The organism is Marinitoga sp. 1154 (assembly GCF_013363285.1).
Taxonomy (GTDB): domain Bacteria; phylum Thermotogota; class Thermotogae; order Petrotogales; family Petrotogaceae; genus Marinitoga.
Map to the genome: position 1 here is coordinate 142710 of NZ_LBFB01000002.1, position 20993 is coordinate 163702.

Here is a 20993-nt window from a genome sequence, read left to right on the forward strand (position 1 = left end):
AAATTTGCTTATAATATAAATCTAAAAGGAATCGCATAGCGATTCCTTTTAGATTACGTTTGAATATTTTAGATTATTGGATATTCTATTGTTATTTGAGCTATTTTAAATACAACTTTATCTAAATAATATGAATTTCCACCACCATTATACCAGCTAATAGCATGTGTAATATCTCCATGTAATTCTTTTAAATAATCAAGATATGCAGTTCCAACAAGTATATTATACTTTGGATCATATAATAATCTTTGTTTAATCCATTTCAAATCCAGATTATAATATTTATATTTCTCAAATGTTTCTTTATACATTTCTATTATATATTTGGCTGTTTCTGGTCTAATCTGCATATAACCTATTTCACCATACTTACCTATAACATTTCTAAAACTTGTTTCGATATCGATAATCGATGCAATAAGTATTGGAGAAATATTAAATTCCTTTGATGCCATTAAAATACCATCTGCCAGTAATATTTTCCTTTCAGATTTTAAATCCTTTCCAGTAGTTAATTTGTATTCACGATTCATAAAATCCACTAAAAATAGTTTTAAATTCGTTTCATTTGTTAAATTATAATTTTTCACTTCACCAAATACAAAAGCTGTCAATAAAACAACAACTAATATTAGATACTTTTTTATAAGTATCACCTCCATAATTTATTTTTCCAAAATCAATGTTGAGTATCCATTTAAATAAGCTATATTGTTTTTTACAGTTGCAGAACCAAATACACTATATGAATTATACACTTCTAAGTTTATTTTTACTATTTGTGGTTTAACATTATGATAAATTAATATGTTTTTTTCATTATTTTTCAATTCATATTTTATTATAAACCTATCATTTTTTAGATTAGATATTAATGCATTTTCAATCCATTTATTTTTACTTCTAAATTCTGTCAACTTTTTGACATGAATTAACAACGAATTTTTATCCTTTTCCTGTTCTTCTACCGAAACAAAAGAATATGGTTTATTAAATTTACAACCCTTCCATTCTGTCTGCCCTGGACCAAAACCAGACTCATACCATTGCATCGGTTCCTGAGAATCCTCTGTATAATTTACATCGATTATTTCTCCTCTCATACCCAATTCTTCTCCATAAAAAACAAAAGGATAACCAGGTAGCGTAAATAGAATATTAAATGCCATCTTAGCCATATTAGAATTATCATATAATGTTGAAATTAACCTTTCCATATCATGATTTGTAAAAAAATTACCAGATATAGATTCAATATCCCCTGTTATATAATGACTTAATGTTTCTTTTATTCCTTCAATCAATATTTTGGGATCATGATATTTAAGAGAATCCTTTATATAATAAGATAATGGAAAATTAAATTCCACATCAAAAATACCATGATATTTTTTTACAATATCGGGAGAATCCCAGATTTCACTGATGATAATTGCATCGTGTTTTAAATTTTTTATGTATGTTACCATTTCTTTCCAAAATCTTATGTTTTTTTCATGTTGATATTTAAATTTCATATTTTTTATATCATAATCAAAAATATGTTTAGCCGCATCCAATCTAAATCCATCCACACCTAAATCAAGCCAATATTTAAAAACTGCTTTCATCTCTTTCCATAATTCTTTATTCTCAAAATTTAAGTCTGGAGAGGATGAACCAAATAATCCATAAAAATACTTATCTCTATATTTAAACCATATGTTACTATCATCCCAATGCCTTTTCTCGTTTAAATCTGTTTTTTCATTTGCCCAAATATAATAATTTTTATATCTTTCATCTCCATTTATAGCTTTTTGGAACCACTCACACTTAACAGACGTATGATTTATTGGAATATCTAAAACTATTTTAATATCTTTTTTATGTGCTTCTTTCACCAATTCTTTAAAATCTTCCAATGTGCCATATGACGGATTAATTGAATAGAAGTCAATTACAGTATATCCATGAAATGCAGACGATTGCATAATAGGCAACAACCAAATTCCTTCTACACCTAACTTTTTTAAATAATCAAGTTTTTTAGTGATTCCTTTTATATCACCTATTCCGTCATTATTTGAATCATAAAAAGATCTTACAAACAATTCGTAAAAAAACATACTTATTTCTCCTTTCTATGATATAATATTTACGAAACTAATAAAGAGGGTGTATTAAATGAAAAATTTATCTATGCATAAAATAACATTAATAACAATGAGTGTTATTTTGCTATCTTTTTCTCTTTCATTTATTATCATATCATCTTTTTTGAAACAAAATGAGCAAATAGATAAATTTTATGAAAATATAAAATTAACAATCGAAGTTATAAATGATGTTATAGTAAATGACTTCGAACATACAATAATAAATTATTATTCATCAGAAATAAAACCTCCTTTTGTTTTAAAAACACAAATAATTCCTTTTGAAAACAGTGAATTTGTAAAAAATATTTTTGATTTAAATGTTTATGTTTATGGAATTAAAAATAATAGTATTTATTTAAAAATAAGAAACAAAGATGATTTTAAAAATTTAAAATTTCAATTGGATACTTTTTTTGACACGCATTTTTCAAAATTAAATTTAGATTTCAAATTTTATATTACAGATCTTTCTGGAAATTTCATTTATGGTAATGAAAGCTATTATGAAAAATATAAAAATATTCATTTTATTAAAGATACTTTCAAAATTAAAAAATTTTATATGAGTTATTTTGATTTTTTTTATTTTGGAAATAAACCACTTTTAAAGATTTATACATTTTTTAAACCTGGTATTTTTGATTTTCCTTTAAATTATTTTAAATCTTTTTTTTATTCTTTTATTATATCAATAATAATTGTTTTTATCTATCACTTCTTTCTTTTTAAATTTATAATGTCAAGATTTAATATAAATAAAGATATTATAAAAAACTTAAACTTAAATTCCGTTATTAAAAAAAAGGATTACTTCAAAACAACAGAAACATCTATTCCTGAATTCGATGAACTTTTTAATTCTTTTTTTTATATAATAAATTCATTAAGAATCCCTTTACAAACAACTATATCAGAAAATAAAATTTTAAAAAATAAATTAGAAAGAATAGAAAAAGAAAATTTTGCAATTATAACTTTTCTTTCTTCTTTTAAAAAATTCATTTATGAAGAATATGATAGAAGGAATTTTGAATTGTCCATAAATAAACTAATTGCAGAACTACCTTTTGAATCTGAATTATTAAGACAAAACCTAAACAATCTGGCAACGAAGTTAAATATTAAGGTTCTTGAAATAAATAATATTAAAAATAATTATTACTCCCAACTAGAAAACCTTTTTAATATTATTGGAATAATGTCCGAATCAAAAGAATACAATCATATTCATAATTATCTGCTGGGAGATATTTCTTTATTTCTTGGAAAACAAATAGAATTAGATGAATTAAAACTAAAAGGTTTATATTATGGAGCTAAAATTCATGATTTGGGAAAAATATTTATTCCTGAAAACATTTTACTAAAAAAAGGACCACTTAATGAAAATGAGTGGAAAATAATCAAAAAACATACAAAATTTGGTCTAATTTTATTAAATAATATAAATATATTTCCATTTTCAAATGCTGGGAAAATTATTATTTCACATCATGAAAATTGGGATGGTTCAGGTTATCCTTATGGCCTTTCAAAAGACGAAATACCAATAGAAGGAAGAATTGTTGCTATTGTTGATACTTTAATAGCTTTAATGTCAAAAAAAGTATATAGAAATGCATATTCATTTGAAGAAGCTGTTGAAATTATTAAATCAGATTCTGGAAAAAGGTTTGATCCTGATTTAATTGATATTTTCATAAAAAATAAAATAACTATTAAAAAAATTATTAATAAAAATATTGAATCCAACAATTAAAGAATTATAAAAATAATTACTATATTAAAAACAAAATGAGCATAGTGCTCATTTTGTTTTTAAATAAATGGTTAAGTTCATTATATCCGCTGGTGTAATTCCCGGGATTCTCATTGCTTGACCTATTGATTTCGGTTTAACTTTACTTAACTTTTCAACCGCTTCGTAAGCCAGATTAGGAATTTCTTTATAATCTATATTTTCAGGAATTTTTTCATTTTCAAGTTTTTTCATTCTTTCCACATCTTCCATCATTCTTTTTATATAACCACCGTATTTTATTGCTATTTCAACCTGTTCTAAAAGTTCTATATCTGAAATTGGATTATTGTCAAATTCTCTTATGTTTACATATAACACCTGTGGCCTTTTTAATAATTCATATAAATTCATCCCACTTTTTATAGGTGTTGTCCCACTTTTTACTAAAATATCGTTAATCCTATTATTAGGTTTTATCTTAACTGTTTTCAATCTTTCAATTTCTTCCTGGACTTTCTTTTCCAAGTTTATAACCTTTTCATAAAATTCTTTAGGAATCAATCCATATTTATAACCATACTTAGCTAATCTTATATGCGCATTATCATGCCTTAAGAGTAATCTAAATTCAGCTCTTGATGTTAATAATCTATATGGCTCATTTGTACCTTTTATAATTAAATCATCTATTAATACTCCAATATACGATTCTGCTCGTGATAAAATAAATGGTTTTTCTCCTCTAATTTTCAATGCTGCATTTATTCCAGCAATTAATCCCTGACCTGCAGCCTCTTCATAACCACTTGTTCCATTAATTTGCCCCGCAAAGTACAACCCTTCTATTATACTTGATTCCAGAGTGTGTTGAAGTTGATCTGGATAAGCAAAATCATATTCAACTGCATATGCTGGTCTAACTATAACTGCATTTTCCAATCCTGGAACACTTCTCACCATTTGAATTTGTGCTTCATATGGTAAACTAGTGCTTAATCCATTAATATAATACTCTTTTGTTCTTCTTCCTTCAGGTTCTATAAACAGTTGATGAGAATCTTTATTAAATTTAACCACCTTATCTTCTATTGATGGACAATATCTTGGCCCAACACTTTCTATTAATTTTATATCACCATATAATGGCGAAAACATCAAATATTTTTTTATTATATCATGTGTTTTTTTAGTAGTTCTTGTAAGCCAACAAGGATATTCTTTATTTAACACTTTAGGCTGAGAAAAATACGAAAAAGCTAATGGTTCATCAGAGGTATCTTGTCGTTCCATTTTAGAAAAATCTATACTTTCTTTTAGAATTCTTGCGGGTGTTCCAGTTTTAAATCTTCCCAATTTAATACCATTTTTCAAAAGAGATTTGCTTAATCCATTTGCTGGAAAATCTCCCATTCTTCCAGATTCAAATACACTTCTTCCTACAAAAATTTTTCCTCTTAAAAAAGTCCCAGTAGTTAAAACAACTGCCCTTGCTTCATACTTCGCTCCTAATTCAGTAATTACGCCTTTTATTTTTCCTTTTTCTATAATCAGGTCTTTAACAAGACCATATCTCAATAATAAGTTTGGTGTAGAATGTAAAATTTCTTTCATATGCTGAGAATAATCATATTTATCTATTTGAGCTCTCAATGCTCTTACTGCAGGTCCTTTTTTAGTATTTAACATTCTAATATTTATCATATTTTCATCTGTAACTTTAGCCTGAATCCCACCTAACACGTCTATTTCGCGTGTAACGATCCCCTTTGCCGGCCCTCCTATTGCAGGATTACACGGCGCCCATCCAACATTATCCAAGTTTATAGTAAGCAATAATGTTTTCATACCCATTTTTGCAGAAATATGCGCTGCTTCAATTCCAGCATGTCCAGCTCCTACCACAATAACATCATATTTTAAATCATCTTCATAATTAATCACAAAAATTCCCTCCAAATTACATATTATACATTTATTATACACTTATTGTTTTTCTTTTAATAATATAGTTTGTGAATTTTTATTTTTCTGGAGTTAAAAATGCTTTTGATGCAAGTATTAATAAAAACGTACCTGATACAAACATTATTACATTTAAAAATATAAAATAATATATATTCATAATATCTATACCTGCTACATATCTTAGTGAATCAACAATATATTTTATCGGTAAAAAATTAGAAATTATTTGAAATGTTTTTGGTAAAAATTCTATTGGAAAATAAACCCCAGAAAAAAACATCATTATTGTAAAAAATATCGATGCTACATTTTGCGCAGTTTCACTTTTCTTAAATACAAATAAAAATACCAATCCAAGCCCCATCATACCAATTGTACTTGTAAATGACAGTAATAAATATAATATCCAGTTTATTTCTATATTTGACTTAAATATAATCATACCTGTTATTATAAGAAAAATCAATGATATAAAACTAATTATTACCCTTGTAAGAACTATTCCCACAGTAAATACATATGATTTTATGGGAATTAATATAAACCTTTTTAAAATATTTAATTTTTTATATCTACCAAAAACAGTTATCATAGAAAACATCCCGTTTGATAAAATAGAAATTGCAATTACTCCAGTAAGTAAAAAATCAATATACTTACTTTGAATTTTTGTTGGATAAACATTTATCTCATTAATTTTTAAATATTCAAAAAAAGTTTCTTTCTTTTTCATTACTATCTTTTTCAAATCAAGTTCCAAACTTCTTAAAATTGATGAGTTATTCATATTTGCGTTATCATAATATAAGGTTATTTGGTCATTTTCTATAATTATACCAACATCATAATTGCCATTTTTTATGTCTTTTGATATGGTTTCTATATTATTTATAATTTTAACTGTATATACTTTTGACAACTCAGCTGAATAATAATTTATATTTTTATCGGCATATAAAGCTATGTTTAACATACTTTCATTATCTTCATCATTAAATAGAAAACCAAAAATAATAAGAAATATTAACGGAAAAAACAATGTAAAAAAAATCTCCGCTTTGTTTCTCAATGCTTCTTTTGTAATATATTTTGAAAGCCATAATATTTTATTCATATCCCATCACCCTTTTATAATTTACAGAAAATATTACTATAGAAAATATCCCCCAAATCATTGGTATTATATAAACCCAATGATTTTGAAAAGGCGCTAAATTAAATCCCACTATTCTTCGCATTCCTTCAACTAAATAAGTTATTGGATTAATATACACAAACCATTTAATCGCCCACGAAACATTAAAAACTGGAAAATATAATCCTCCTAAAAACATGGAAACTTGAAATATTATATTTATCAATGCCATTGCTGTTGATAATTTCTTCGATATACTTATAAACATTAATCCGAGGGAGAAAATTATTATTATAGAAAATATATAAAATATTAAAAACTCAAATGAAAAAAATTTAGTTGAAACTTTCATTATAATAGCTTCAATTATAACAAATACACTTGATATTACTACCATTAAAAAACTACTTATAATCAAAGAAAAAAAATAAGAAAACCCATTTATTGGAATGATTAAAAATCTTTTGTTTATTCCTTTTTCACGAGCAAATAAAATATTAAAGGGAATATTAAAAAAACCCACTGACATAATTGATAAAACCAATATTCCAGGAAAAACAAAATCTTTATAGGAAAACTCGTTTTTTAACGTTGTTATTGATACTTTATTAATATTTATCTCCTTTATTTTTTTTGCACTCGTTTCATTGATTCTTTTTAATATTTCAATATTCACATATTCAAAAAATGTTTTTAATATGTCTTTTGTGATATTTGAATCACTTCTCCCTTTCACATAATATATATCAATATTGGATTCTTTCTTTTTTAACCCCATTAATGAAGTATTAAAATCTAAAGAAAATTTAGCCGGGAAATATAATACAGCATTTAATTCTTTATTTTTCAATTTTTTAATTGCAGCATCCACATTTTCATATATTTCTTTTTCAAATGGGACATTATTAAATGTTTTTTCTATTATTATTTTTGAAAATCCGGATAATTCTTTTTCATAAACTACCCCAACCTTTAAACTTGATAAATCTATATTTTCAGTATTTTTCATACTTCCAAAAATTGAAACCAATATAAAAAACAAAATAAGTGGAAAAATAAAAGACCAGAAAAAAGAGTCAAATTCTCTCATATCATTTTTAAATTGGAAATATGCAAGTTTTAATATCTTTTTCATTTTATCACCTTATTCCCGTAAAGTTCGCCCTGTAAGGTTTAAAAACACATCTTCTAAGTTTGGTTTTCTTATAACTATATCATCCAGATATATATCTTTATCTTTTGAAAAACTCATTATATTAAACAGAGTATCTTCAACATTATCTGTTTTAATTTCTACTTTTTCATCAAAAATAACACCATTAAATTTTTCTTCAAATATTTTATTATTCCCACTTTTAAACACTATTACCGATTCCTTATTTAATAATTTTATCAATTCATCAACTGTACCTTTTGCGATTATCTTACCATGATCTATTATTTGAACACTATCTGCTAAATATTCAGCTTCTTCCATATAGTGTGTAGTTAAAACTATAGTTTTACCCTGATGTTTTAACTCCAACACTATATCCCAAATATTTCTTCTCGATTGAGGGTCAAGCCCGGTTGTAGGTTCATCTAAAAATACGATTTCAGGATCATTCACTAATGCTACAGCAATTGCCAACCTTTGTTTTTGACCTCCAGATAATTCTTTTACTTTAGCATTCTTTTTTTCATTTAGGGACATTTTATTAATTAATTCAATAGGTTCAATTGATTTTTTATATAAACCGCCAAACATTTTCAAAGTCTCATACACTGTTAGATTATCAAAAAAAGCATTGTTCTGCAACTGAACCCCTATTTGTTCTTTAATATAAAAATCCTGAGGAGATGTGTATTTTTCAAAAAAAATTATTTCTCCTGAATCTTTTTTTCTTAATCCTTCTATTATCTCAAGTGTAGTTGTTTTACCAGCACCATTTGGCCCTAAAAATGCAAAAATTTCACCTTTTCTTACAGCAAAAGAAATATCATCAACGGCTTTAACTTTACCATAATATTTCTTTAAATGCCTTATTTCTATTACATTATCCATTATTATCCACACCCTTTTTTCTTAAAAACATTAAACCAAAAAGAATAAAAACTATACCAACAGCATAATTCCATACTCTTACACTATTTGAAATTTCTTCAATAAAAAATATAATAGATATACCGCTTAATAAAAAAGATGGAAATAAAAGATTTTTTCTTTTAGTTGCCAAATACATTTGAAATAATCCAACAGCTGGTGCTAAAACAAATCCTGGCCATAATAAATTCAATACTTCATTCCCCAAAAAAGAATTTATTAAAAATATGATTCCAATTGTAGTTAATACTCCTCCTGGAACCAAAATACCCGGGTTCTTTTTATATTTAAAATAATCATATTCAAATTTTATCCCAGGAATTAGTATAAATAGAGGCCAGATATAATTCCAAGAAATATTTATATTAAAAATATTAGAAAATATTAAATATATCCCTATTATTATTAAAAACATACCACCTAAAATATTTTTATTTTTTCTCATCTTATTTCACCTCTTTTTCCAATTTTTCAAAATCATTTGTTTTTAAATTAATGGTTAATACTCCGGCATCTATATTTCCTTGAAAATCACCTTCGCTATCTTTAATCATATCACTACTAATATTAATCTTTTTTATTCCTGCATCATATTTTAAAAAATACGTTGTTTTACCTGGTAATATCATATTAAACTTAGTTACCCCACTATCTATATCAAAAAATACTTTTTCTTTAAACATTCCTATTTCACCTTCAATTCTACTAACACCTGAATTTATCTGAAAATATTTTATAGTATTTACTTCTTCATTTAAATTAACATTTGCAACACCGCTATCAATATAAAATTTATATATATATTTAGATGGTATTTTCAAATAAATTTTATATCCTTTTGATCCAAATATATCACTTTCAAAATTTATTTTCCCTCTTTTTTGAATTATATTCAAATCCTTTAAGCCATAATAATATCCATATATTTTATCAGAATTATCATCTATTGATATATCAAGTGTAACTGTCAATACATCAAACCTTAAAGTTATTATTTCAGAATCTGGTAATATTGCAAATTCAAACTTTTCATAATTAGCATAATTAATATCATTATTATAATCAAAAAAATCCACATTATAATTCCAAAAAACAAGTAGCAATAAAAAAAGCAAAGTTATGATCCAATTAATATATTTAATCCATTTGATGTTTTTTGATAATATTGATATACCTGTAATTATCAAAAGAAAAGGCCAGAATTTTAAAAAATTAAATCCCATTTTAATTAATATATCAACGGTAAAACCCTGTAATATAAATATTATGCCTATTACAACAAAAAAAAGACCAAATACATATCTCATTTTATCTCCCCCTTTTCATCAATAAATATATCCCAAAGATCAAAAAGATAATTCCAAAAAATAAACTTAAAGATATTAAATCAGGGAAAAAATTTTTTATTACAAAAATAATTCCAATTGTTATGAAAAATAGTCCAATAAAAAAATTATTTCTTTCACTATGTTTTTTATAAAAATCATTTTGTTCAGAAGTTCTATCTTCTTTTTCTACTGTTTTATTTATCGGTTCTTCAGGAATAATTATCCAGGCTATTATATATAATATTATGCCTATACCATCTGCCAAAATTAATCCAAAACATAATAGTCTAACAAGTGTAGAACTAATATTAAAATAATTTGCTATACCTCCACAAACCCCTCCAATAAATCTATCCTTCCTTGAACGATATATCTCTTTTTCCATACCATCACCCCACTTTACTATCTTTTTGTCTATTTAAATTATATATTACTTTTATTACCTTTTAAACAATAAAAAGACATATTGTCATTTTTATACAATAAAATGTCATTTAATATGATATAATATTATTGTTATTTTTTAGTGTTAATGTCAGCTTTAAAAAAGGAGGCTTATATATGAGTTTAAACTATCTTGCTTTACAATTTAATACACTTGACACTTTAGAAGATAATCTAGAATTTATAGAAGGAATTATGGATTTTGTATATCATAAAAAACTATCCTTTTTCCTTATTAATGGCAATCCATTTAAAAATGGTTCCATATCCGATGAAGATATAGAACAAATCAGTGATTTTTTATCAGCTATTTCTGATTATAATAATTGTACTATAATTACAGCACAAATGTATAATAAAAGATATCAGTTATTTATTCAAAAACCATATGAAGAATTGGAAATAGTAACAACCTATTCATTTAAACTTACTGGTGAAAAAAAGATAATTATAAACTCTAATCCTGAAAATAATAAAAATATTTTAAACATTTATATTAACCCATATTTTGAAATTATAAATCAAAATAATTTAATTAAGCTAGAAAATTATCTTTATTTAACTCCACCATCATTGGGTAAAACAAAAATAAAATTAGGTGATAAAACATGGATAGGCGGAAATTCAGAAGGATATCTATATTTTTCCTGGTAATAATATTAATTAATTTTCTTAAAATAATATTGGTAACTGATAACTACTTATATATACTAAATTTATCCTTTTATCCTCATTTTGAATTAATAAATAATAATAATTTATATTCTGAAATTTCAACATATAAAAAAATCCCATTTAAAGGAAACGGTGTATTAAAATTTAATAGTCCTGGGAAAAAAATAATTATCAATATTTCTAAAAAGATAATATCAGAATCAGACAATTTATTTTTAGTCTATGACAACACATTTAAACAGATGTATTTAAGTAATTTAACTATATTTACCCAATTAAACATCCCTGCAGAAACTTTTAAAATAATTGATCTATTCTTTAAAAACAATTATATTTCCTTACCAAAACAATTATATATTATTTCAACAGAATACATGCAATCATTTTTTACACCACCTAATTATATATTTTTAAGAAAAAATGATTTATTTAATGGAGTAATAGTTCATGAACTTTCACATTATACATTTGGCTACCTTATTAAAAAGAAAAACGAAGAAGATACATGGCCAGAAATTTTATGTGAAAGCATAAGACTCAAATACCTTTATTTAGATAATCAAAAATTATATAATAATTTATTAAATAAAAAAGAAAAAAACAAAAAAGATATATACTCTCTGGTGCTAAAATACCCTTTAATAATAAATAAATTTCATTTCTTCATTACTGATTTTATAAATACCTATAAAAACAAAACATTATCCGATAAATATTTTAACAATTTTTATAAAGAGTTTGAAAGGAGAGAAAATAATTGATTTTAGATATAATCCTTATTATAATTGGAATGTTATTGTTGATAAAAGGTGCAGATTATCTAATTGAAGGATCTGTTGGATTTTCAAGAAAAATCGGAGTTTCAGAATTGTTTACAGGCCTTACATTAGTAGCTTTTGGAACAAGTGCACCTGAATTATTTGTTAGTATTAGTGCTGCGTTAAACGGTTCTGCTGGCATTGCCCTTGGAAATGTAATAGGAAGTAATATTACCAATATAGCTTTAATTTTAGGATTATCATTAATGATTAAAAAAAGTTCCATTCCAAAAAGCACACTTGCATATGAAATTCCTTTTGTAATATTAATATCACTAACTTTATTATTTATGTTATTAGATGGAAATAGTTCTCTTTCAAATTTTGATGGTTTTATTTTACTAACCTATTTGATTATATTCATAGCATATATGTATAATATGGCAAAAAATGATAAAACTATTCAGGAACAATTGTTAGAAGAAATACATGAAGTCAAAACAGATGAAACTTCATGGAATAAAATTGTATTTCTTGTTTTACTTGGAATTGTTATGCTTGCAATAGGCGGCGAAATAACCGTAAGAGGTGCTTCAGATTTCGCAAAAATTCTCGGCTTAACAGAAACACTAATCGGTGTAACAATTATTGCAATTGGAACATCTTTACCAGAATTAGTAACAAGTATTATTGCAGCCAAAAAAGGAATAAATGATATTTTAATAGGTAATCTTATAGGATCAAATGCCTTTAATATTCTTGTTGTTTTAGGAATAACGGCAAGTATTCATCCTGTAATTCCTGATAGAAGCGTTATATTTGATGCTTATTATATGGTTGGAGTTGTTTTTCTTACAGAAATATTTTTATTCAAAAAAAGAGAAGCTGGTTTCTGGAAAGGTTTAATTTTATTATTATCTTATATTTTTTATATTCTTATAAACATAAAATTAGGATAAGGAGGGGATTTTATGAAAGTATATTTTTTAGGTCACGCTGTTGTATATATTGAAGCAAGTAAAAAAATATTAATAGATCCATTTCTAAATGGAAATCCTCAAGCCGCTAAAAAAGTGTCAGATTTTAAAGAATTAGATTATATACTTATAACTCATGGACATTTGGATCATATGGGTGATGTAGTAGAAATAGCCAGAAATACTCAAGCTACTGTTATTTCTAACTTTGAAATAGTAAATTATCTTGGAAAAAAAGGAGTAAAAAATTTACATCCCATGCATATTGGTGGAAGAAAGGAATTTGATTTCGGAAGTATTAAAATGACTCCTGCTTTACATGGTTCTGGTATTATAGAGGGCGATAATATTATTTATGGTGGTAATCCTGGTGGGTTTATAGTAAAAATTGATGGAAAAAAAATATATCACTCAGGAGATACCGGATTAACAAAAGATATGGAATTATTGGATTTAGAGAATATAGACCTTGCATTTCTGCCTATTGGAGGTAACTTCGTTATGGATGTTGAAGATGCCGTTATTGCAGCTAAAATGATTAAACCTAAAATAGTTGTTCCTTTTCATTACAATACATGGGAAATAATTAGTGCTGATTCAAATGTATTTAAAACCAAGGTTGAAAGCTTAAATATTAAATGTAAAATATTAAAACCTGGAGATTATATAGAATTTTAAAATTTGATTCTTGTTAACTATTTTTCTTTAATATTTAAAGTCTATTTGTTAAAATCCCCTGAAAAGAATTTTTGAAAAGGGGGTAATTGAGTGAAAGCTTACTATTTTGCAAACAAAACATGTAGAACATGTAAAGGACTATGGCCAAAGGTTGAAGGATTAATGGATGAATATAATGTAGAACTCGAATATGTTGATGTTGAAGAAAAACCTGAAATTTCTGGTCAGATGTTAGTGTTTTCAGTTCCAACATTGGTTTTTGTTGATGAAGATAACAGAGAATTAAATAGATTTTACAGAAATTTTGGAATGCAAGAAGTTAGAAATTTTATCGAAAGGTATATATCAATAATGAATTCTTAATTAATAGACTCTCTGAGAATCAGAGAGTCTATTAATTACAGATTATAAAAAAATTATTTCTACATTTTTATAAATACATTGCCTTCAAAATGTATTTAATAGCTTCTCTAATAGAAACTATTGATTATTTACTTTTGAAAAAGCATGGAAACATTTTTTCAAAGTATTTATGATACAATAAATTTGTGAAATAAAATATTTATCTATAAATACTAATTATAAATTTATGAAAGAAGGAATACTATGGAAAGTTTATTAACCTTTATCGGATTATTAGTTGTTATATCAATATTTTTCAGATTTATTGGACTAATCTTTGCTATGATGTTCAGATATCCTATATTATTTCTTTTTGGTATATTTGGAATATACTTTATATTCAGGAATATGAGATTCAAATTTTACACTTATAGACGATACTACAACCAAAATAGAAATTATAATGACACTTCTCAACATTCATATGGTTCACAAAACTACTATGAATTGAGGCAGAAATATGATTATTACAGAAATTTATTCAATTTACCAGAAAATTACACTAAAGATGAATTAAAAAAGAAATTCAGAGAATTAACAAAAAAATATCATCCTGATAAATGTCAAGAAGATAAAGAAAAATGCGAAGAGAGATTTAAAAAAATAAATGAAGCTTATGAATTTTTATTAAAATATGCAAAATAACCTTGAAAACAGCTCTGGAGGTGATTGTTATTAGTATTTGGGGTAAAATGTTTCAAAAATTCAGTCCCATAGAAGAACTTATAAAACATGCTCGTATAGTTGAAGAAGCATCTGATTATTTACCAGAATTATTTGAAAGATATCTAAATAACAAACCTATTGATGATATTGTAAACAAAATTGATAAATTAGAAGATGACGCTGACGATATAAAAAGAAACTTTCGTCAATATTTAAAAAGGGGACACTTATACAGATTTGAAAGATCTGAATTATTGAATTTCATTGACCTACAAGATAAAATAATAGATTTGATAGAAGATGTCGCAAAAAAAATGACTTTTAATAGAATAGATTTTGATGAAGAACATAAAAAAATGATATATTCTGTAGTTGATGAAATTGAAAAAATGTTAGATCATTTCAAAAAAACTGTAAAATATATAAATGTAATACTCGAATCAGACTTTTCAAAATCAACCATTTCTTCTGAAGAAAAAGATATTGCAGAAATGAAATGGTTTGAAAAAGATATAGATAATAAATTGTTTGAGTTTGGAAAATGGCTTTATTCACAAAAAAATAATATACACCCTATTGATTTCTTATATATTAGAGAATTAATTTTATTACTTGCGAGAATAGCAGACGTAACCCAAAACGTATGTGATAGAGTACATATTCTAATAAATGAATAAAGGAGGAATATCGTGAGCGCGATACTTATTATCGGACTATTAATAGGATTTGGAATGGCATTAGCAATTGGTGCCAATGATGTTGCTAATTCTATGGCTACTGCTGTTGGAGCTAAGGCCATAACTCCTAAACAGGCTGTTGTAATTGCTGGCGTATTGGAATTCGTTGGAGCTACATTTTTCGGAAAGCAAGTTACAGACACTATAAGAAAGGGCATCCTACATTTAGACATTTTAGCAGATCCAAAACTGGTTATATGGGGTTCTATGGCAGCTTTACTTGGCGCTACTATATGGCTTGCAATTGCAACATATAAATCGTGGCCTGTTTCAACAACACATTCAATCGTTGGTGGAATGGTTGGTTATGGTATTGCTGCAGGCGGGCTTGCAGTAGTTAACTGGTCTAAAATCATTACCATTACCTTAAGCTGGATCATTTCTCCTTTAGTTGGTTTAGCAGTTTCATTTGCAATGTTTAAAGCTATTTCTGCAACTATTCTTCATAGTAAAAATATCAAGAAAAACTCAAAAATTTGGATTCCATTCTTTCTTGGATTAGCTGCATTTATCATAGGTCTTTCTTTTATAGTAAAAACCCTTCATATTCCGATAACCTTTAAAGCCATATTATACGCTATACTTTTTGGAATATTTATGTCTTTAATAATTATGATTTATATAATAATAAAATTGAAAAATGTTTCAGATGATCCTTATGTATATGTCGAAGAAATATTCAGAAAATCTCAAGTTGTCACTTCATGTTATGTTGCATTAGCCCATGGTGCCAATGATGTTGCAAATGCAATTGGTCCCGTAGCTGCTATATACGCCGCTGTAGTAACAGGTACAGTTGGTGCCAAAGCTGAAATCCCAAGGTATATTCTCGCATTAGGTGGTTTAGGTATAGCTATAGGTGTTGCAATATGGGGAAGCAGAGTAATGAAAACAGTTGGAACAGAAATTACAGAATTAAATAATTCAAGAGGATTCGCAATAGACTTTTCAACCGCAACAACAGTATTATTAGCTTCAAATATGGGAATGCCAATATCAACAACACATACAGTAGTTGGTTCTGTTATAGGAAATGGCTTAGCCAGAGGTACCGGTTCAATTAACTTAGGTGTTATCAAAGATATATTTGTTTCATGGTTTTTAACAGTTCCAGCGGCTGCTATTGTGTCTTATATATTATTTAAAGTTTTCGCTTTATTTTTCTGAAAAATTGTTATATGATATTTACAAATCTTTTTTTAAATGAAGCTTTAATATGCTAAAATATCCCTGTCATAAGATGGGGATATTTTTTATTTTTTCTATATAATTTTGCTCCCCAAATTTTTGCTTTGTTTGACTTTTTAAATAAGTTATAAATTAAATTTTTTACATTGGAGGGACTAACATGAAAAATGCTATATATGCACAATCAGGTGGTGTAACAAGTGTTATAAATGCATCAGCATATGGTGTAATAAAAGCGGCTTTAAATTCTGAAAAAATTGATAATATATATGTTGCCATTAATGGAATTAACGGCGTTTTTGATGAAAAATTAGCTGATATGAGTAAAGAAGATCCTGATCAAATTGAATTATTAAAATTCACACCATCCAGCGCATTTGGTTCTTGTAGAAGGAAATTAAAAACAGAAGAAGAATTTCAAAAAATATTTGAAATATTTGAAAAATATAACATACATTACTTTTTTTACAATGGTGGAAATGATTCAATGGATACAGCTAACAAAATTCATCAATATGCACAAAAAATAAATTATGATTTAAAGGTCATTGGTGTGCCAAAAACAGTGGATAATGACTTACCAGAAACTGACCATACCCCAGGATTTGGGTCTATTGCAAAATATTTATCGGTTTCTATTTTAGAAGGAACATTAGATGTTAAAAGCATGGCAGCAGATTCCACAAAGGTATTTATATTGGAAACAATGGGAAGACATGCAGGCTGGGTTGCTGCTTCAACTGCATTGGCTAAAAGGCATGAAAGTGATGGCCCACATATCATTTTAATACCTGAAGTGCCTTTTCACAAAGAAAAATTCTTTGAAAAAATACAGAATACAATTAAAAAATATGGATATTGTTCTATAGCCGCATCTGAAGGTATAAAATACGAAGATGGTACATTTGTTGCCGCAAGAGGCTATCAGGATAATTTTGGAAATGTTCAATTAGGTGGAATTGGTTCAACTTTAGCAAATTTAATAAAAACAGAGTTAAATATAAAAACGCATTATGCAGTACCTGATTATTTACAAAGAAGTGGAAGACATATATCAAGTCAGATAGATGTTAATGAGGCTATAGAAGTTGGAACAATGGCTGTAAAATATGCATTAGAAGGATATAGTGGATATATGGTTGGAATAGAAAGAATATATAACAACCCCTATTTAAGCAAAACAAAATTAATATCTTTAGAAAATGTTGCAAATGAAACAAAATTAATTCCAGAAGAATTCATAACCGAAGACGGTATGTTTGTAAATGAAAAATTTATTGAATACGCATTACCTCTAATCGAAGGTGAATATTATCCACCTTATCTAAACGGTATCCCTGTATATGCAAGATTAAAATTAGAATTGGTAAAAAAATAAAATAAATCCCAATTGTTAACACAATTGGGATTTTATAGTATATAGAATAAATGATTTTTATTATTTATCCAATAACCCACTGTAAGAGAGCGATAGCTCAAAAGTTTTTTTTAATTAAAAAAATATTTAAACCAATACCCGCGGTAGCGTGTAAGGACAATCTTCGAGTCTTCGTTGCATTTGAAACTTTTTAGACAACAACCTAATTAAAAAATCTAAGCGTAAATGGTGTATTTTTAAAAGAAGGTGATGTATATGACCAAATTTAAATTAAATTCAAAATATAAACCACAAGGCGATCAGCCAAAAGCTATAAAAAAAATAATAGATGGAATTAATAAAAATTACAGATTTCAAACCCTACTTGGTGTAACCGGCTCTGGAAAAACCTTCACAATGGCCAATGTTATTGAAAAATTAAACAGACCAACACTTATATTATCCCCAAACAAAATACTTGCCGTACAATTATATAGAGAATTTAAAGATTTTTTCCCGGAAAACAAAGTAGAATTTTTTATTAGCTATTATGACTATTATCAACCAGAAGCATATTTACCCGGACGAGATATGTACATTGAAAAAGATGCAACAATAAATGATGTTTTACAAAAAATGAGGCTTTCTACACTAAAATCTATATTAACAAGAAGAGATGTTATAGTTGTTGCAAGTGTTTCAACTATTTACGCCTCAGGTAATCCAGAAGATTTTGCAAATATAAATTTAAAACTACAGGTTGGAAAAGAATATAAAAGAAGATTCATTTTAGAATCACTGGCAAAAATGTTATATACTCGTTCTGAAGATAAGCATACCGGTGGGAATTTTAGATTTAAAGGAGATATTCTTGAAATCTACCCTCCATATGAAGATTTTGGAATTAGAATAGAATTTTTTGATGATGAAATTGAAAAAATTTATTCTTTTGATATATTAAATAGAACAAAAATAGAATTTTTTGATAAAATTACCATTTATCCTGCCAGTGAATTTGTCACAACAGAAGAAAAAATACAAAGGGCAATCGACTCCATAAAAAAAGAATTAGAAATAAGAATAAATGAATTTCAAAAAATAGGGAAATTACTTGAAGCCCAAAGAATAAAACAACGTACCTTAATGGATATGGAATTACTTGAAACACTTGGTCATTGTAAAGGTATTGAAAATTATTCCAGACACTTTGATAATAGAAATCCAGGAGATCCGCCATGGACATTACTCGATTATTTTGACAAAGATTTTATAACCTTTATTGACGAATCTCATATAGCAATACCTCAATTAAGAGCTATGTGGGCTGGAGATCATTCAAGAAAAAGAAACTTAATTGAATACGGTTTCAGATTACCTTCTGCATATGATAATAGACCTTTAAAATTTGAAGAATTTTTATCAAAAATAGGTCAAACGATTTTCGTTTCTGCAACTCCAGGTCCATTTGAATTTGAACATTCTAACCAAATTGTTGAACAAATAATAAGACCAACTGGACTAATAGATCCAGAAGTACTTGTTAAACCTACTATAGGGCAGGTTGATGATTTTATAGATGAATTACAAAAAGTTATTAAAAGAAACGAAAGAGCAATAGCCGTTGTCTTAACAAAAAAAGATGCAGAAATGCTTGCGGATCATCTAAATCTAATTGGAATAAAAGCAACTTATTTACATTCTGAATTGGATGCTATGGAAAGATCTGAAGTAGTAAGAAAACTAAGAAGTGGAGATGTAGATGTTGTTATTGGAGTTAATTTATTAAGAGAAGGTCTTGACCTACCGGAAGTTTCACTAGTTGCTATAATGGATTCTGATAGAGAAGGATTTTTAAGATCAGAAACTACATTAATCCAGACAATAGGCCGTGCTGCAAGAAATATAAATGGAAAAGTTATATTGTATGCAGATAAAATTACAGAAGCAATGCAAAACGCTATTTATGAAACAAATAGAAGAAGAAAATTGCAAATGGATTATAATGAAAGAAATAATATAAAACCAAAAAGTATAATAAAAGAACTACCTAAAAATATATTTGAACAATTTATGGAAAAAGTTGAAAAACCAGAATTTATATTTGAAGTTGCTGAAAATACAACACCAGAAGAATATATACAACTACTTGAATTAGAAATGTTTAAAGCCGCATCAGAACTAAGATATGAAGATGCAGCAAAATACAGAGATGAAATCAAAAAAGTAAAAAAGAAATATAGATTAAAATAGAAATTTACCTATATAAAAAACACGGCCTGCGCCGTGTTTTCTATTATTTATTTAATAATTTTTGGAACTATTTGATAGCCTGAATGTACCTGTTCTATCATTATCATTAATTATATGAAGATATCTATCTTTAGCTTCTTTAGCTTTTTTTCTTAATATTGATGGTAAATCGGATGTCTCAAATTCATTTTTTAAAAGTTGCATTAACGGCTCTTCAAAAGAATAACCCTCTTCTGTTTCTTCATCAAATACAATATAATTTAAATGTTCATCTTTAATTCTGTCGGGAAATGTCTTTTTCAAAAAATTCAATGTATATTTTGTAAATACGTCAACAACATCCTGAGGCCTTTTGGCATGATTCAACATGTCATGATATTCTTTTTTAGTTTCCTCATAATACTTTACATAAGATTTCATCATACTTTCCCCCTCCTATCTATGAGTCTGTTATTTTTGACTCTA

21 protein-coding genes are annotated in these 20993 nt (G+C 26.4%); 11 read left to right on the plus strand and 10 right to left on the minus strand.

Annotated features, from left to right (window positions below; all coding sequences use genetic code 11):
• Positions 1-68: 68 nt before the first annotated feature.
• Both XO12_RS01825 and XO12_RS01830 read right to left on the minus strand, forming a co-directional pair.
• The gene (locus XO12_RS01825) at positions 69-665 is read right to left on the minus strand and encodes a transglycosylase SLT domain-containing protein (RefSeq protein WP_217683611.1); all 597 of its coding nucleotides are present in this window, start codon (positions 663-665) and stop codon (positions 69-71) included.
• 3 nt (positions 666-668) lie between these two features.
• The gene (locus XO12_RS01830) at positions 669-2111 is read right to left on the minus strand and encodes an alpha-amylase family glycosyl hydrolase (protein ID WP_047265237.1); all 1443 of its coding nucleotides are present in this window, start codon (positions 2109-2111) and stop codon (positions 669-671) included.
• Positions 2112-2169: 58 nt separating this feature from the next.
• On the opposite strand from XO12_RS01830, the gene XO12_RS01835 reads away from it, so the two are divergent.
• Positions 2170-3903: an HD-GYP domain-containing protein gene (locus tag XO12_RS01835; RefSeq protein ID WP_175419578.1), complete on the plus strand. Its 1734-nt coding sequence runs from the start codon at positions 2170-2172 to the stop codon at positions 3901-3903.
• A 48-nt stretch (positions 3904-3951) separates the two neighbouring features.
• Here XO12_RS01835 and mnmG read toward each other — a convergent pair whose 3' ends face one another.
• From mnmG to XO12_RS01870, 7 genes are all read right to left on the minus strand, one after another.
• A complete protein-coding gene (mnmG, locus tag XO12_RS01840) occupies positions 3952-5823 on the minus strand; it encodes a tRNA uridine-5-carboxymethylaminomethyl(34) synthesis enzyme MnmG (protein ID WP_047265345.1) in 1872 nt (623 codons plus the stop codon).
• 82 nt (positions 5824-5905) lie between these two features.
• The gene (locus XO12_RS01845) at positions 5906-6964 is read right to left on the minus strand and encodes an ABC transporter permease (protein WP_047265236.1); all 1059 of its coding nucleotides are present in this window, start codon (positions 6962-6964) and stop codon (positions 5906-5908) included.
• Complete coding sequence (locus tag XO12_RS01850; RefSeq protein ID WP_047265235.1) at positions 6957-8120, minus strand: ABC transporter permease; 1164 nt, start codon at positions 8118-8120, stop codon at positions 6957-6959. The genes XO12_RS01845 and XO12_RS01850 overlap by 8 nt, the downstream gene beginning before the upstream one ends.
• 9 nt (positions 8121-8129) lie before the next feature.
• A complete protein-coding gene (locus tag XO12_RS01855; RefSeq protein ID WP_047265234.1) occupies positions 8130-9029 on the minus strand; it encodes an ABC transporter ATP-binding protein in 900 nt (299 codons plus the stop codon).
• The gene (locus XO12_RS01860; RefSeq protein WP_175419579.1) at positions 9022-9513 is read right to left on the minus strand and encodes a hypothetical protein; all 492 of its coding nucleotides are present in this window, start codon (positions 9511-9513) and stop codon (positions 9022-9024) included. Before XO12_RS01860 ends, XO12_RS01855 begins: the two co-directional genes overlap by 8 nt.
• A gap of 1 nt (position 9514) precedes the next feature.
• The gene (locus tag XO12_RS01865) at positions 9515-10375 is read right to left on the minus strand and encodes a hypothetical protein (protein ID WP_052913137.1); all 861 of its coding nucleotides are present in this window, start codon (positions 10373-10375) and stop codon (positions 9515-9517) included.
• Position 10376: 1 nt separating this feature from the next.
• The gene (locus tag XO12_RS01870) at positions 10377-10781 is read right to left on the minus strand and encodes a PspC domain-containing protein (protein WP_047265231.1); all 405 of its coding nucleotides are present in this window, start codon (positions 10779-10781) and stop codon (positions 10377-10379) included.
• Positions 10782-10957: 176 nt separating this feature from the next.
• Between XO12_RS01870 and XO12_RS01875 the strand changes: the two genes are divergently transcribed.
• The 10 genes from XO12_RS01875 (at position 10958) to uvrB (ending at position 20528) form a co-directional block, all read left to right on the plus strand.
• Entirely contained in the window at positions 10958-11494 is a 537-nt protein-coding gene (locus tag XO12_RS01875) for a hypothetical protein (protein ID WP_047265230.1), read from the plus strand.
• A complete protein-coding gene (locus tag XO12_RS01880) occupies positions 11449-12276 on the plus strand; it encodes a hypothetical protein (protein ID WP_047265229.1) in 828 nt (275 codons plus the stop codon). Before XO12_RS01875 ends, XO12_RS01880 begins: the two co-directional genes overlap by 46 nt.
• On the plus strand, positions 12273-13232 hold the full coding sequence (locus XO12_RS01885) for a calcium/sodium antiporter (protein WP_175419580.1): 960 nt from the start codon (positions 12273-12275) through the stop codon (positions 13230-13232). The genes XO12_RS01880 and XO12_RS01885 overlap by 4 nt, the downstream gene beginning before the upstream one ends.
• 12 nt (positions 13233-13244) lie before the next feature.
• Complete coding sequence (locus XO12_RS01890; RefSeq protein WP_047265227.1) at positions 13245-13928, plus strand: metal-dependent hydrolase; 684 nt, start codon at positions 13245-13247, stop codon at positions 13926-13928.
• A gap of 90 nt (positions 13929-14018) precedes the next feature.
• Positions 14019-14291, plus strand: coding sequence for a co-chaperone YbbN (locus XO12_RS01895; RefSeq protein WP_047265226.1), 273 nt, complete (start codon positions 14019-14021; stop codon positions 14289-14291).
• Positions 14292-14534: 243 nt separating this feature from the next.
• Positions 14535-14975, plus strand: coding sequence for a J domain-containing protein (locus XO12_RS01900; protein ID WP_047265225.1), 441 nt, complete (start codon positions 14535-14537; stop codon positions 14973-14975).
• A 47-nt stretch (positions 14976-15022) separates the two neighbouring features.
• On the plus strand, positions 15023-15673 hold the full coding sequence (locus tag XO12_RS01905; RefSeq protein WP_047265224.1) for a DUF47 domain-containing protein: 651 nt from the start codon (positions 15023-15025) through the stop codon (positions 15671-15673).
• A gap of 54 nt (positions 15674-15727) precedes the next feature.
• Positions 15728-16900, plus strand: coding sequence for an inorganic phosphate transporter (locus tag XO12_RS01910; RefSeq protein ID WP_084822615.1), 1173 nt, complete (start codon positions 15728-15730; stop codon positions 16898-16900).
• A 181-nt stretch (positions 16901-17081) separates the two neighbouring features.
• Positions 17082-18299 (plus strand): 6-phosphofructokinase, encoded by a 1218-nt coding sequence (locus tag XO12_RS01915; protein ID WP_175419581.1) that lies wholly within the window; start codon positions 17082-17084, stop codon positions 18297-18299.
• Between the two features lie 255 nt (positions 18300-18554).
• On the plus strand, positions 18555-20528 hold the full coding sequence (gene uvrB, locus XO12_RS01920; RefSeq protein ID WP_047266518.1) for an excinuclease ABC subunit UvrB: 1974 nt from the start codon (positions 18555-18557) through the stop codon (positions 20526-20528).
• Positions 20529-20579: 51 nt separating this feature from the next.
• Here the strand turns inward: uvrB and XO12_RS01925 are convergent, their stop codons facing one another.
• The gene (locus XO12_RS01925; RefSeq protein ID WP_175419582.1) at positions 20580-20951 is read right to left on the minus strand and encodes a hypothetical protein; all 372 of its coding nucleotides are present in this window, start codon (positions 20949-20951) and stop codon (positions 20580-20582) included.
• Between the last annotated feature and the right edge of the window lie 42 nt (positions 20952-20993).